Origin of the sequence: Sphaerochaeta sp., from assembly GCF_050256055.1 — a bacterium.
GTDB lineage: Bacteria > Spirochaetota > Spirochaetia > Sphaerochaetales > Sphaerochaetaceae > Sphaerochaeta.
The window spans coordinates 78,713-92,281 of the sequence record NZ_JBFWIJ010000009.1; the positions used below are offsets into that span (position 1 = coordinate 78,713).

11 protein-coding genes are annotated in these 13,569 nt (G+C 51.1%); 6 read left to right on the forward strand and 5 right to left on the reverse strand.

The window, feature by feature from the left end:
* Nucleotides 1-49: 49 nt before the first annotated feature.
* A complete protein-coding gene (locus AB7C91_RS05510) occupies nucleotides 50-1,201 on the forward strand; it encodes a deoxyguanosinetriphosphate triphosphohydrolase family protein (RefSeq protein WP_332447484.1) in 1,152 nt (383 codons plus the stop codon).
* On the opposite strand, the gene nrdR is transcribed toward AB7C91_RS05510, so the two are convergent.
* Nucleotides 1,198-1,662, reverse strand: a complete 465-nt coding sequence (gene nrdR / locus AB7C91_RS05515) for a transcriptional regulator NrdR (RefSeq protein ID WP_332447483.1) — start codon at nucleotides 1,660-1,662, stop codon at nucleotides 1,198-1,200. The genes AB7C91_RS05510 and nrdR overlap by 4 nt on opposite strands.
* A gap of 259 nt (nucleotides 1,663-1,921) precedes the next feature.
* On the opposite strand from nrdR, the gene AB7C91_RS05520 reads away from it, so the two are divergent.
* The 3 genes from AB7C91_RS05520 to AB7C91_RS05530 are packed head-to-tail and all read left to right on the forward strand — an operon-like array spanning nucleotide 1,922 to nucleotide 3,763.
* Nucleotides 1,922-2,581 carry a DUF7523 family protein gene (locus AB7C91_RS05520; protein ID WP_332447482.1) on the forward strand — a complete coding sequence of 220 codons (660 nt, stop codon included), beginning with the start codon at nucleotides 1,922-1,924 and terminating at the stop codon, nucleotides 2,579-2,581.
* Nucleotides 2,571-3,071: a nucleoside-triphosphatase gene (locus AB7C91_RS05525; protein WP_332447481.1), complete on the forward strand. Its 501-nt coding sequence runs from the start codon at nucleotides 2,571-2,573 to the stop codon at nucleotides 3,069-3,071. The genes AB7C91_RS05520 and AB7C91_RS05525 overlap by 11 nt, the downstream gene beginning before the upstream one ends.
* Nucleotides 3,068-3,763, forward strand: a complete 696-nt coding sequence (locus tag AB7C91_RS05530) for a queuosine precursor transporter (protein ID WP_332447480.1) — start codon at nucleotides 3,068-3,070, stop codon at nucleotides 3,761-3,763. The genes AB7C91_RS05525 and AB7C91_RS05530 overlap by 4 nt, the downstream gene beginning before the upstream one ends.
* Here AB7C91_RS05530 and AB7C91_RS05535 read toward each other — a convergent pair.
* On the reverse strand, nucleotides 3,747-4,562 hold the full coding sequence (locus tag AB7C91_RS05535; RefSeq protein ID WP_332447479.1) for an inositol monophosphatase family protein: 816 nt from the start codon (nucleotides 4,560-4,562) through the stop codon (nucleotides 3,747-3,749). The two genes, AB7C91_RS05530 and AB7C91_RS05535, sit on opposite strands and share 17 nt — an antisense overlap.
* Nucleotides 4,563-4,605: 43 nt before the next feature.
* On the opposite strand from AB7C91_RS05535, the gene mfd reads away from it, so the two are divergent.
* Both mfd and trmB read left to right on the forward strand, forming a co-directional pair.
* Complete coding sequence (gene mfd, locus AB7C91_RS05540) at nucleotides 4,606-7,896, forward strand: transcription-repair coupling factor (RefSeq protein WP_428589739.1); 3,291 nt, start codon at nucleotides 4,606-4,608, stop codon at nucleotides 7,894-7,896.
* Between the two features lie 8 nt (nucleotides 7,897-7,904).
* Complete coding sequence (gene trmB, locus AB7C91_RS05545) at nucleotides 7,905-8,642, forward strand: tRNA (guanosine(46)-N7)-methyltransferase TrmB (RefSeq protein WP_332446268.1); 738 nt, start codon at nucleotides 7,905-7,907, stop codon at nucleotides 8,640-8,642.
* Nucleotides 8,643-8,742: 100 nt separating this feature from the next.
* Here trmB and fusA (AB7C91_RS05550) read toward each other — a convergent pair whose 3' ends face one another.
* The 3 genes from fusA (AB7C91_RS05550) to fusA (AB7C91_RS05560) form a co-directional block, all read right to left on the reverse strand.
* The gene (gene fusA, locus AB7C91_RS05550) at nucleotides 8,743-10,830 is read right to left on the reverse strand and encodes an elongation factor G (RefSeq protein WP_332446269.1); all 2,088 of its coding nucleotides are present in this window, start codon (nucleotides 10,828-10,830) and stop codon (nucleotides 8,743-8,745) included.
* A gap of 174 nt (nucleotides 10,831-11,004) precedes the next feature.
* Nucleotides 11,005-11,328: a helix-turn-helix transcriptional regulator gene (locus AB7C91_RS05555; RefSeq protein ID WP_332446270.1), complete on the reverse strand. Its 324-nt coding sequence runs from the start codon at nucleotides 11,326-11,328 to the stop codon at nucleotides 11,005-11,007.
* A gap of 162 nt (nucleotides 11,329-11,490) precedes the next feature.
* Nucleotides 11,491-13,521: an elongation factor G gene (fusA, locus tag AB7C91_RS05560; RefSeq protein WP_428589743.1), complete on the reverse strand. Its 2,031-nt coding sequence runs from the start codon at nucleotides 13,519-13,521 to the stop codon at nucleotides 11,491-11,493.
* Between the last annotated feature and the right edge of the window lie 48 nt (nucleotides 13,522-13,569).

Below are 13,569 nucleotides of genomic sequence, written 5' to 3' on the forward strand. Positions count from 1 at the left end.
AAAAGGTCTTTTCCTATGATACCATAGGGCAACTATTTGGGGAATAACCATGAATTTGCAAAATCAGATCTCCGAAGCAATTTTGAAAAACAGGGCCATACCGAAGCAAGAGGATGTTCGTGGTCCCTACTATCGTGACACCACTGCGATCATCCATTCCTCGGCTTTCCGCAGGCTCAAGCATAAGACCCAGGTTTTCTTCGCCCCGAGCAACGACCATATCTGTACACGCATGGAACACTGTCTGCATGTCGCCTCGATCGCTTCCACCATCTGCCGAGGATTGGGCTTGGATAGTGAGCTGGCCTGGGCGATCGGCATGGGGCATGATCTTGGGCATACCCCGTTCGGCCACACCGGCGAGAAGATTCTCTCGGCAAAGATGCAGCATGCAGGGTTTCCTCCGTTCGAGCACGAAATCAACAGCCTCAGAGTGGTGGATTTCCTGACCGATCAGGGGAAAGGGATGAACTTGACCTATGCAGTACGCGACGGAATCATCTGCCACAACGGCGAACATTTGGTCAAATCGATCCAACCTACGTTCACCGAGCGCAATCTTTCCGACATCACGACGAAGAAGGGCTTGCTTCCCGCAACCTATGAGGCTGCGGTGGTCCGTTTCAGCGATACCATCGCCTATCTGGGAAGGGATTTTGAGGATGCCTGCCGGTTGGGACTTGCCAAGAAGGAAGACCTGCCTGATGATGTCGCGAAGAACCTGGGGACGCGCAACGCCCAGATCATCGATACCTTGGTCGTGGATGTGATCAACCACTCCTCGAAGGCTGAGGGCATTTCCTTCAGTGACGAGGTGTTTCCTGCCGTCCAGACGATGATTGCCTTCAATTACCAGTCCATATACAAGAGTCCCCTGCTCGAGGGGTATGAGCGATACTTCACCCGGCTCTTCACCTTGATTCTCGATTACCTGAACTATCTGCTCGACTCCTATGGATTCGACGAGCACCTGTATGCCCAGGAGAAGAATATGCTTGCCATGGGGTTTTACCAGCATCTGATGGATATGCAACAGGCATATCTGGTCCATGACGGGAATCTGGATCGTCTGGTGTTCGATTACGTAGCAGGTATGAGTGACAATTTCTGTCTGGATTGCGCCAACGAGATTCTCAAGCCGGAACATCTGAACGATACCATCGAGCAATCGTTGACCGGCAAGTGGTTTGACGCCCGTTAGCCCAATTCTTTCCCGAGTTTCTGGATTTCCGCTATGAATTGCCCCAGGTCGTTGAAGGCTTTGTATACGGCGGCAAAGCGAACATATGCGACCAGATCAACATGTTTGAGCTGTTTCAATGCCTCGTCGCCGATATCCGAGGATGCAATTTCCCGTTTGCTTCCCGCTTTGAGCATGATCGCATCCTCAATGTTCTGCAACAGTGTATCGATCTGGTTCTCGCTTACCTTGAGTTTCTCGGTACAGGAGCGGATGCCTCTTCCCAATTTGTTCAGGTCGAACGGCTCCCTCCTTCCGTCACGCTTGATGACCATCAAAGGCTTGTCCTCAATTCGTTCATAACTGGTGAAGCGATAGCCGCACGACAAGCACTCGCGCCGTCTTCTGATGGTCGAGCCGCTTGCGTTCTGCCGGGATTCCAAGACCTTGTCATCCATTGATGTACAGTGGGGACATCGCATGCAGACACCTCCTGATGGGTAAAGTATACAAAACACATGGTAGATTTACAAGAAAATAGTGGCTTTATGCTGTATAATTACATGAAATCCTATATCTGATGCGCTATATGTAGAATTTCTGAGGGCTAGTGGAGGGTAGTCATGTCGTTGACAGGGAGTGTCGACTATACGTATCATCTGTACGATTCTTCACTTTTCTGCCTCATTTTGTTGCTATTCATTTCAAATTGTGATAATAATAACATACCGGAGGACAGATATGGCAGAGTCGGTGAGCAGCTGTGTGAAACGTATCGTAGACAAATCCCCCTTCATCCATGAGATGCTGATCAATGGAATCGTATCGTTCAGCAATTATGCTTCCTCCATTGAAGGGGAAGTCGAGCATCTCTACGGCAAGGAAGTCAAGCAGAGCGCCATCGTCATGGCCTTGCGTCGATATGCGGAGGAATTGAAGAAAGGGAGTCTGAAAAAACAGACCGGCAAGGTCGAATACGGCATTGTCATGAAAACCAATATCTTCGATGTGAATCTGGTCAGACGGGATAGTTTCATCAGCAAATTGGGCGTTCTGTATGGACACATCTCGACCGAGAAAGGGGATTTTCTGAATATCACCCTCGGCAGCCATGAAGTCTCGCTTGCCGTCAGCGAGAAATACCGCAGTCTGGTCAGCGAATTGGCGAAAGGCGAGGAAGTCTTGAACCAGATGGATGATTTGGTGGCGCTCTCCTTGGTCTTCACCGGGGATTTCCTGCAGACACCGGGCATCGTTTACGAGGCGGTCCGTCACCTTGCCTGGGAACAAATCAACGTCATTGAGATCGTTTCCACCATGAATGAGCTCACCTTCGTCATCAAACGCGAGGACTCCATGAAAGCCTTCGATGTACTGCAGGGATTTCTGGGTGCAAGCTGAATGTCTGTTGGTTGTGGGTGACCGGGACCAAGGGAAGACCACCACGCTCAAATCCCTGCTTGCCTCCGATCGATTCCGGATGCAGCGCACGTGCGGGGTGCTTGCCCTTGCAAATTCCGAAAAAACTTGGTATAGACTCTTGGATTTGTCTTCGGGGCAACAAAGATTGGCTATGTCGATGCAACCCTTTGGTGGAGCTACGACCACCTTCGGTCGGTTCCATCTTGATGAGTCGGCTTTCCTTTGGATGAACGATCGGATCATCTCACACCTTGATGTGTGTACGCTTGCGGTCTTTGATGAGATCGGGAAATTGGAATGGGAAGGACGAGGATTGGCTCCCGCGTTTGCCAAGGCGTTGGAAAAGAACCAGCTTACCATTCTTGCTGCAGTTCGTACCCAATTTGTCGATGCAATCATCGATCGGTTTTCCCTGGACGTATCCAAACTTGAACGAATCGGTGTTGAACAGAGAGGAAATGCACTATGAATGAATTGTTTTGGCTGGGAATGCTGGCCTTGAATTTTGTCTTGATCATGCTCGCATTCAGACTCTGGGGAAAACTGGGTCTGTATATCTGGATTCCCATCAGTGTCATTGTGGCGAATATTCAGGTCACGAAGAATGTCCAATTGTTCGGGCTTGAGGCCACGCTGGGCAACATCGTCTATGCAACCGGTTTCCTGGCAACCGACATCCTGTCCGAATTGTACGGGAAAAAGGAATCATTGCGGGCGGTTGCCATTGGGTTCTTCAGTCTCGTGGCAATGACCGTCTTGATGCAGATGTCCTTGGTCTTCATCCCAGCGGAATCGGATCTCGCCGACCCCTCACTTCATCAGATCTTCGGTCTTATGCCGCGTATCGCCCTCGCTTCCCTCATCGCTTACTTGATCAGCAATGTCCATGATATCTGGGCGTTTGAATTCTGGAAACAGAAAAAACCCGGGAAGAACACGCTTTGGCTTCGGAACAACCTCAGCACATTCGTCAGCCAGCTCATCGACACTTTGGTGTTCACCCTTATTGCCTTTTTCGGGGTGTATCCCACCAATGTCCTGATTCAGATCATCATCAGTACCTATCTCCTGAAGTGGGTGGTGGCTATTTTCGATACTCCGTTCATGTATCTGGCCCGCCACTGGTATGACAAGGATATCGTGCCTACTCCTTCCATGTAGGGGGGAGCACCTGCGATAGGGCGTTGATGCACTCTTTTGTTCCCGCATAGAAGGAAGGTGAAAAGGGCTTTCGCTGCTGCAACATTGCGTCGGTATATTCGAACTTCGTCCCATCGACATACTCGATGTCCATCCCTGCTGAAAGCAGGACTGCATGGGCCGCCGCGATATCCCAGACGAAGCAGCTTTGGTTGACGCATCCTTGGATGTGCTCGTACAAGACGGGACTGAGCATATGCAGGATGGAAGAACCGAAAATGCGTACCTTCCCGGGAAAACGGGAAAAGTCCATCAAACGCTGTCCGCTTGAACCCATCGTGATCTGATGGGGGAAGGTTTTGTCGCCGGTTACCGTGAAGCGCTTGTCATTGACCAGCAGTTCCCCCCCCGGATCCAGTCGAATAAACAGCTCTTCCTCACCGATTCCCCAGCGCGGAGCGCTGATCATCGCGCCCACCGGTCTGCGTTCCCTGTCCAGAATCCCAAGGGCTACCGCCCAGGAAGGAAGACCTTGAGAGTAGACATCGGTACCATCTATCGGATCAAGCACGAATGTGCAGGGGGAATCGGGATTGAAAGCGGTCAGGGTTTCTTCACTGATGATATTCGCCTCAGGGAACAAGGTGGTGACCAGGTCCAGGATTGAGCGGGATATGGACAGATCTGTCTCGGTGATCACCGTTCCGTCATTCTTGTAGGAACGATGGATCTTTTGTTGTTGCGCCTTGGCGAGAAGTCCTGCCTCACGGACCGCCTGAGAAACTGTATCGAGTGCTTTTGGGTCAAGTGATAATTCCATTCTCTTGCATAACCTTCCTGCTCATGATAGGGTAATGGCGCCTATGCAAACGCCAATTTCAACCCTTGTCCAATCGTATATCAAAAGTAGCAGCGCGTACAAGGCGTTCACGACAACACAAACAAAGCTCTTCGTACAGGGTCTGGAAGGGTATCCATTGGTTGCATTCATCCGTCTGCTTGCGCGACGGCAGAAGGGAAGGGTGTGGGTCATCTGCCCTACCGAAGACAGTACGAAATCCTTGTTGAAGGATTGTGCACTGGATGGTGAAGGCAAGCAGGGCATGCAGACACCGCTTTCCCTACAGAATGAAATCAGGACCATCTATCTTCCCGGCAATGGGAGAAAGCTGTATTCACCCTTCAGTGCCGACAATGTGGAATACGAGCAACTCAACCGGCTTTCCTCCATCGATGAGATGACACATGGCTTGGTGATCACCCACCTACGCCCCTTTGTGGCTCCGGTGGTCAGCCCGGAGACCTTGAAGCGTTCCTCCTTGAGGATCCGCAAAGGCTCCGCCTTCGATACGGGCAGATTTGCCGAACAGCTGGGAAAAGCCGGCTACCTCAATACCGTCTCCACCTCAACGATGGGAGAATTCTCCTTGCGAGGGGAAGTCATGGATATTTTCCCCTTCGAAAGTGAATTTCCATACCGTATATATGCGGATTGGGACACGGTTGGGAAAATCAGCACCTTCAACCCGATCACCCAAGAGACCATCGCTTTGGTTGATTCCTTGAAATTGTCCTTGTTCGATGCTACCTCCTCTATGGAGAGTACTTCGATCGGGACCTACCTGCATGAGGATGATCTCTTTTTCTTTGTCGGGGATCAGCGGCTTGCAACCAGTTTCCATAGTCTGCAGTCAGAGGCCCGTTCGTTGTATCGGCACGCATTCCTGGATAATCGGGATGCTCCAAAACCCGAGCAGTTGTTGTTCGATTTCACCGAATTCCAAACCAAGGCGAAACATTCGGTTACTGTGGTGGATATTGCAGGTCAGCACGACCAGGCCTACAGTTTCGACATCGAGGGGCCCCATTCCTATTTCGGAAATTTTACCCTGCTCAAGGAAGAATTGAAAAGTCTTTCCAAGCAGGGGTGGAACGTTACCGTTTTTACCGAGAACCAGCTGCAGAAGCAGCGCCTGATGCAAATGCTCAAGGAATTTCCCTTCCTCAGTTGGGAGAACCGTGAATTGAGCGGAGGATTCTCGATTCCTTCACAGAAAATCATAGCCATATGCGAACACGAGATTTTCGGGCGTCGCCGACAGGTGGTGAAGACATTGCAGCACACCCAGTCGACGCCTCTCGATTCATTCGTCGACTTGAATGAAGGCGATTACGTGGTGCACGTGAACTATGGGGTGGGGCAGTTTGTCAAGATCGATCGGGTATCCAGTTTCGATCGCGAACGGGATTTCATCAAAATCGCCTATGCTGATGATGAGATGCTGTATGTTCCCATCGAACAGGCGAATTTGGTCCAACGGTACATCGGCAGTGACCACACCGCCCCCAGGAAGGACAAACTTGGTGGACAGGGCTGGGAAAACAAGAAGAAGAAAGCCCGCAAGAATGCCGAGGACCTGGCAAAGCATCTGATCGAGCTGTATGCGAAACGCAAGAACAGCGTAGGGTTTGCGTTTCCGAAGGATACCGATTGGCAATTGCAATTCGAGGCTTCGTTCCCCTTTGACGAGACTGCCGACCAGTTGGCCTGCATCGATGACATCAAGGCGGATATGGAACGTCCCATGGTCATGGACAGGCTGGTATGCGGCGATGTAGGCTATGGGAAGACCGAAATCGCGTTCCGTGCAGCGTTCAAGGCAGTGATGGGCGGTAAACAGGTCGCCTTTCTCGCACCGACCACCATCCTGGCTGAGCAACACTTTCAGAATTTTCTCAAGCGTTTGGGAAGTTTTCCGGTACGATGTGCCCAGCTTTCGCGCATCGTACCCAAAAAAGAGCAGAAGCAGATCCTCCTTGGTGTTGCCGAAGGCAAGGTGGATGTATTGTTCGGCACGCATCGTATCCTCCAAAAGGACATCATCTATCGTGACCTGGGACTTCTCATTGTTGATGAGGAGCAACGATTCGGGGTGAAGGACAAGGAACGGATCAAGACGCTCAGAACCAGCATCGACTCTCTTTCCCTCAGTGCTACCCCGATTCCCCGCACCTTGTACATGTCGTTGCTCAAGATCCGCGACATGTCGCTTTTAGCCACTCCCCCCATCGCGCGCCGTCCAATCGAGACCCACATTGCAGAATACGACGAGCAGACAATCGTCAAGGCCATCCGCGAGGAAATCGATCGTAACGGGCAGGTGTTCTTTCTGCACAACCGCATCGAAAGTCTGGATGATGTGGTCAGACAGCTCTCCCATCTTTTGCCGGATATCATAATAGAAAGTGCCCATGGGCAGATGGACAGCAACCAACTGGAGGACACGATGCGTCGTTTTATCCATGAGGGTATCCAGGTCCTTGTATCGACCACCATCATTGAGAACGGCATCGACATTCCCAACGTCAATACGATCATCATCGATCGTTCCGATCTGTATGGGCTCAGCCAGCTCTATCAGTTACGGGGAAGAGTAGGACGAAACGACCGCCAAGCTTATGCGTATCTATTTTATCCACAGGGAAGTGCCTTGAGCGAAGTCGCGGTCAAACGCCTGAAGATCATCAGCGAACATACCGAATTGGGCAGTGGATTCAAGGTCGCAATGAAGGATATGGAGATCCGCGGGACCGGGAATTTGCTGGGCAGGGAACAGAGTGGCCAACTTTCAACCGTTGGTTTGGATATGTACATCCGCATACTCGATGAGGCGATCAGGGATCTGCAGCAGACCGGGCAGAAGGAAGAGGAGAAGGAGGTGTTCCTGGAACTGGATTACACCGGCTTCATTCCCGATTCCTACATCAAGGCTCCCTCGGTCAAATTCGATATCTATCGCAAGATTTCTTCCATCGTCAACGAGGAGCAGTTGCAATCGCTTTCCAGCGAATTGGCGGACCGTTTCGGACCGCTTCCCGAGGAAGTGGCGAATCTGCTGTATATTGCGGAGATCAAGATTATCTGCCGCAAGCTTTCCATCATCCATCTCACCGATCGGAAGAAGGTGGTGACCATCGAGTTCGGAAAGGTCGCCGACCTGAATGTGAACAAAGTCATGAACCTCATCAGTCTGAGCAACAAGAATGTTTGGTTGGACATGCGGCGTATGAACATCATGTACATGAAAATGGATGCGGTTTCCCTCAAGGACAAGGCCTTGTTCCTGATGGAGAAGCTGCAACGACTGTTGTAGGAGAATGCATGCAGGAAAACCAGGATTCGATTTTCCAGGATATCCCCGAGTTGCAGCGGGTGGAGAGCAGAAAGGAAGGCACGAGACGGGAAATCAAGAGTTATGTACTTCGGACTTCGTACATACGGACATTCCAGGTCGAGGCGGTCAAACGGTACTATCCCCTCTACGGGATTCCGTTTGAATCCAGGCCCTTGGATTTTTCGAAGGTGTTTGGCAACGACAACCCCGTCATCATTGAAATTGGCTTCGGCATGGGAACAGCAACCGAGCGGATAGCCCGTGAACGCAGCCAATACAACTATCTATGCCTTGAGGTTTTTCTTTCCGGATTCGCCAAGTTGTTGGATGCGGTTGGACGCAACGCTTTGGCAAATGTCCGGCTCATGCGTTTTGATGCGGTCGAAGTGCTCAGGAACATGATTCTTGACGGTTCCGTCGCCGGTTTTCATATCTTTTTCCCGGATCCCTGGCCGAAAAAGCGACAGCAGAAACGCAGGCTCATCCAGCCTGATTTCGCCCGCTTGCTTGCACAAAAGCTGGCTGAAGGCGGCTATATCTACTGCGTGACCGACTGGGAGGAGTATGCCTACCAGATGCTTGACGTATTCGCCGACACCCCCGGTCTGGTTAATCCATTCGGGGGATTCTGTCCTCCTGTAACCTGGCGTGATACCACCAAATTTGAGCAGAAAGGCCTTGCGAAGGCACATCCGATCAATGAAGTATGGGTGGAGAAGCGCTGAAAGGAGGGAAGGGAGCCTGCCGCCGCAAGCTCCCTTCCAAGGTTCTACAAATTCACTCTCAAGCAATAAGACATGCTTGTGTTGAATGATCGACCAAATCCTACTGCTCCTGCTCTTCCTTCAGCGTTTCCTTGTAGGCTTTGATCACTTCGTCGGCCAATTTGCCGCTCAACGGCTCATAATGGTCGAACTCCATCTCGAAACTTCCTGTTCCACTGGTCATCGACTTCAAATCAATGGCATAGTTGAGCAGTTCGGATTGGGGTACCAAGGCTTTCACCAACTGCAGGTGTCCCATATCCTCCTGGCCGAGAACCCTTCCCCGTTTTCCCGATAGGTCGGAAAGGATGTCGCCAAGATAATCGTTCTCTATATATACACTAAGAAGCATGATCGGTTCAAGTAGCACGGTCCCTGCTTTTTCCAGGGCAAGTTTCATGGCTCCCTTTGCAGCAAGCTTGAAGGCCATTTCACTGGAATCGACGGGATGCTCCTTGCCATCGATGAGGGTGACACCGATGTCCATCATCGGATATCCGGCCAAGAAGCCTTCCTCCATCTGCTCATGCAACCCTTTTTCGATACCGGGGATATACCCCTTGCTGACCGAACCGCCTTTGATAGCATTGGTGAACGAATAATATTCTCCCCGTTCCAGTGGTTCCAGTTCGATGAGCACACGGGCGTATTGGCCGTGTCCACCGCTCTGCTTTTTGTGGGAGTATTCGGCTATGCCGCTTTTCTTGCTGATGGTCTCCCGATAAGCGACACGGGGAAGCTTGGTGTTGATATGCACCTTTTGCTTGTCCTTCACCTTATCCAGGATCATATTCAGATGCAGTTCGCCCATTCCGGCCACTACATTTTCCTTCGTTTCTTCATTGTACTTGATTTGGAAGGTCAAATCCTCCTCGGTGACCTTGTGCAACGCCTCATTCATCTTGACTTCACTCTTCTTGTCATCGGTGGAAATGGCGAGGCTGTAGATCGGGTGGGGGAACGCAAGCGGTTTGAACTTGAGTTTCTGGTCGCTTCCTTCGACCAAGGTGGAATTGGTGAAGGCGATATTGCTCTTGGCCAACACCCCGATGTCACCGGCACTCAGGCTATCGGTCTCGACAAGCTTCTTGCCGACCATCCGGTAGACCTTTCCCGGTCGTTCCTTCTTGGCAACGTCCGGGTTGTACAGTTCCGTATCCCCCTTTATGGTTCCTCTGAGCACCTTGATGAAACTCAGTTTCCCGCTGAATTGGTCGATGGTGGTTTTGAACACCACAGCGGCTGCAGCGCCTTCGCCCGTAATGGTGAACTCCTTGTCCGAACCATCGCCTGCCTTCGCCCAATCCAGTTTGCCGATTGGTTTGGGGAAGTTGTTGCGGATGAAGTTGAGCAGACTGACGATGCCGCTTCCTTGTACGGCTGCCCCACAAAAAACAGGGACGACACGGTTTTGGTCCATGCCTTCACGAAGACCCCGTCGGATTTCATCGCTCTCCAATGTCCCGGCCTCGAAATATTTCTCGATCAGGTCATCAGCACCTTCAGCTGCATTTTCGATCAAAGCATTGCGGTATTCTTCTTCAAAAGCAACCATATCCGAAGGGATGTCGGTAACCGTTTCCTTCCCTCCATTTCCGGATAGGTAGGCCTTGTTTTCAATCAGATTGATGACTCCCTTGAAATCCTTCCCACTTCCCATGGGAATGACCACTGGGACGAAAGTGACCTTGAAGGTCTCTTTCAGGTTTTCCAAGACTTTGGTATAATCAGCACGGTCACGATCCATCTTGTTGATGAAAACGGCCCGTGGTTTGTTTCGTTCGTCAAGATGACGCCAGAGCTTGATCGTTTCGATCTGTGCTCCATCGCGTCCATCGACTACCATGAGGGCTGATTCGCAGGAGCGAAATCCGCAAATGGTCTCACCGATAAACCCTGCGGTTCCCGGAGTGTCGATGATATTCACCGTCTTGCCTTCCCAAGGAAGGGAAGCGAGGGAGGCATGGATGGAAATCTTGTGTGCGATTTCCTCCTCGGTATAGTCGCTCGTAGTCTTTCCACTCTCAATAGTCTCTGCCCGGGAAATCACATTGGAAGCGAACAACAACTGTTCAACCAGTGTGGTTTTCCCGGTTTCGTTGTGGCCGATGATGGCAACATTCCTCAAGTCAGTGCTGACAACGCTCATATTTCCTCCTTCGATCACCGTTACGTTTGGTCATGTGGTGATCCAGAACGCATGCATGTATCGTACGCCCCAGAATGTTATATGTCAAAAGAATTCTTCGCAGACAAGAAAAAGGCAGACGCCATACAAACGGCATCTGCCTATAATAGGAAGAGATAATTCGGTGAAGCGTCGCTAGCGCGTAAGACTGACGTTCACATCAATGATATGACCGATATCCTGCTTCAACTTGTAGGCGAATTGGTCCATCACGGTCACATCGTTGGGAAGTTTGTCGCCGTCTTCACAAAAAAAGGTCCAGCAGGGGACATCCAATGCAGCACTGATTTTTTCGATGGTAGCAAAGGAAGGTGCCTTCCGCGAGGTCTCGATTTCGGTGACGAACGAAGTGGAAACCCCAATCTTTTCAGCAAGCTGGGCTTGAGTCAGGGAAAGCTTGCGTCTACGCTCCTTGAGATTTCTCGCGAAAATGTCCTGCAAATTGTAAGTTCTAGCCATGTTGTACTCCTCTTTAGATATTGCAATGCCATAGACTCAGATCGTGAAGAATGGGCATGTCCTCCATTAGTCTAGTTTATCCATACACTTCAATACATATTAGGCATGGAAATGTAGATTTCGCAAGGTTTAAGGGCGTTGAAATTAATAATTTCAATACTATCAGCGCATTTTTTGCTCGTAATGGTCAAATTCCATGGAAAATGTTCCCCTCCCTTGGGTTGCTGAACGGAGAGCCGTCGAGTATCCGAACAATTGCGCCAATGGTGCCTGGGCATGGATTTGCTCGCTGGTGGGGCGACTTTCGATGCTATGTACCAATCCTTGTCGGCTGGTGATGGAAGAGATCGCTTCTCCGACATATTGAGAAGGAACGATGACCGTCAGTTTCATCACCGGTTCCATCAATACAGGGTTGGCAAGCCGGGCTACTTTGTCAAAGCAGGTGGCAGCGCAGGCTTCGAAGGCAAAGGTGGATGCGGTCAGTTCCTGAAAGGTGATGCTGGTCACTTCCACTTCAACATCGCAGACTTCATAGCCAAACTGGATGCCGCCTTTGAGGGCATTGGTGATACCCTGTTCGATTGCCTCATAATATTCGTCAGCCATGCCACGGACCTTTGCACTGCAGATATAGTGGTTGCCGCTACCGCTGGGACGCGGTTTGACGGTAATGCCGAGCCCTGCTGCATGTTCCTTGCCCGCCAGCATTTTGGAGAAGCTTTCGCTTCCGCTCGCACTCTGGGTAACCGATTCCCGATAGGTGACCTGCGGTTTGCCGACCCTTGCCTGGATCTTCATTTCCTTGGTCAGTCGGGTGACCAAAACGTCAAGATGCAGTTCGCCCATCCCGCTGATCACCAACTGACCGGTTTCCTCATCGTCCTTGTAGGTGAAGGTGGGGTCTTCCTGGGCCAATACCGACAGTGCGCCGCGCAATTTATCCCCATCGCTGAGGGTGTTGGGTTCGATGGCAATCGAAATGACCGGAATGGGAAAGTGCATCTGCTCTAGGAGAACCTGTGCGCCTTCGCTTCCCACCGTATCGCCGGTCCGGCCTTCCTTAAAGCCGATGATCACCCCGATATCGCCGGCTTCCAGTTCGCTGATCTCTTCCTGGCGGTTTGCATGCATCCTGATGATGCGGTTCACCCGCTCCCGTTTCTTCTTGGAAATGTTCATCAAGGAAGTTCCCTTGCGGATCGTCCCATTGTATACCCGCACGAAATTCATGGGGCCTGCTTCTCGGTCGACCTGGATCTTGAAGATCAAAGCCAACGGCGGCTTATCCTTGGAATAGGGGACTTCGACCTGTTTTTCCGTCTTCACATGCATGCCGATGATCGGGGGTACTTCGCTCGGTGAAGGCAGATAGTCGACGATACCATCCAAGAGTGACTGCACCCCGATGTCCTTCAAGGAAGAACCGACGAAAATGGGCAAAGCCAACCTCTCGATGGTAGCCTTCTTCAAGGTTTTCTTGATCAAGTCGATGCCGATCGGTTCTCCGTCGAAGTATAATTCGGTGATTTCATCACTGAATGAGGATACACTGTCGATCAGACGATCATACCACAGTTCAGTGGTCGCTTGCATCTCCTCCGGGATTTCCTGTTCGACCACCGTCTTTCCCTGATCCTCAGCTGCGAATACCAGATACTTTTTGGTCAACAGGTTGATGATCCCGCTGAATTGGGATTCCGAACCGACCGGTAGGAAAAGCGGAATGGGATTAGCCCCGAGTTTTACCTTCAATTCGTTGACCGCTTCCTCAAAATTGGCTCCGAGGCGGTCCATTTTGTTGATGAACGCGATGCGCGGCACTTTGTAGGTGTCAGCCTGCCTCCAGACTGTCTCGGTCTGCGGTTCGACGCCGCCCACGGCACAGACAACCATCACCGCACCATCGAGTACGCGCAAGGACCGTTCCACCTCAGCGGTGAAATCCACATGGCCCGGAGTATCGATGATGTTGATTTGATGCTCTTTCCAGTAACAGGTGGTTGCAGCACTTGCGATGGTGATCCCCCGATCCTGTTCCTGCTCAAGGAAGTCCATCGTGGCTTCGCCATTGTCAACCTCACCGATACGATGGTTTTCCCCAGTGTAAAAAAGGATTCGTTCGGTCGTAGTGGTTTTCCCTGCATCGATATGTGCCATAATGCCGATATTTCGTGTCATCTGTTCGTTCATGCTCTCAATCCTTCAACCAATCTGTGCAACGATAGCATACATGCATCG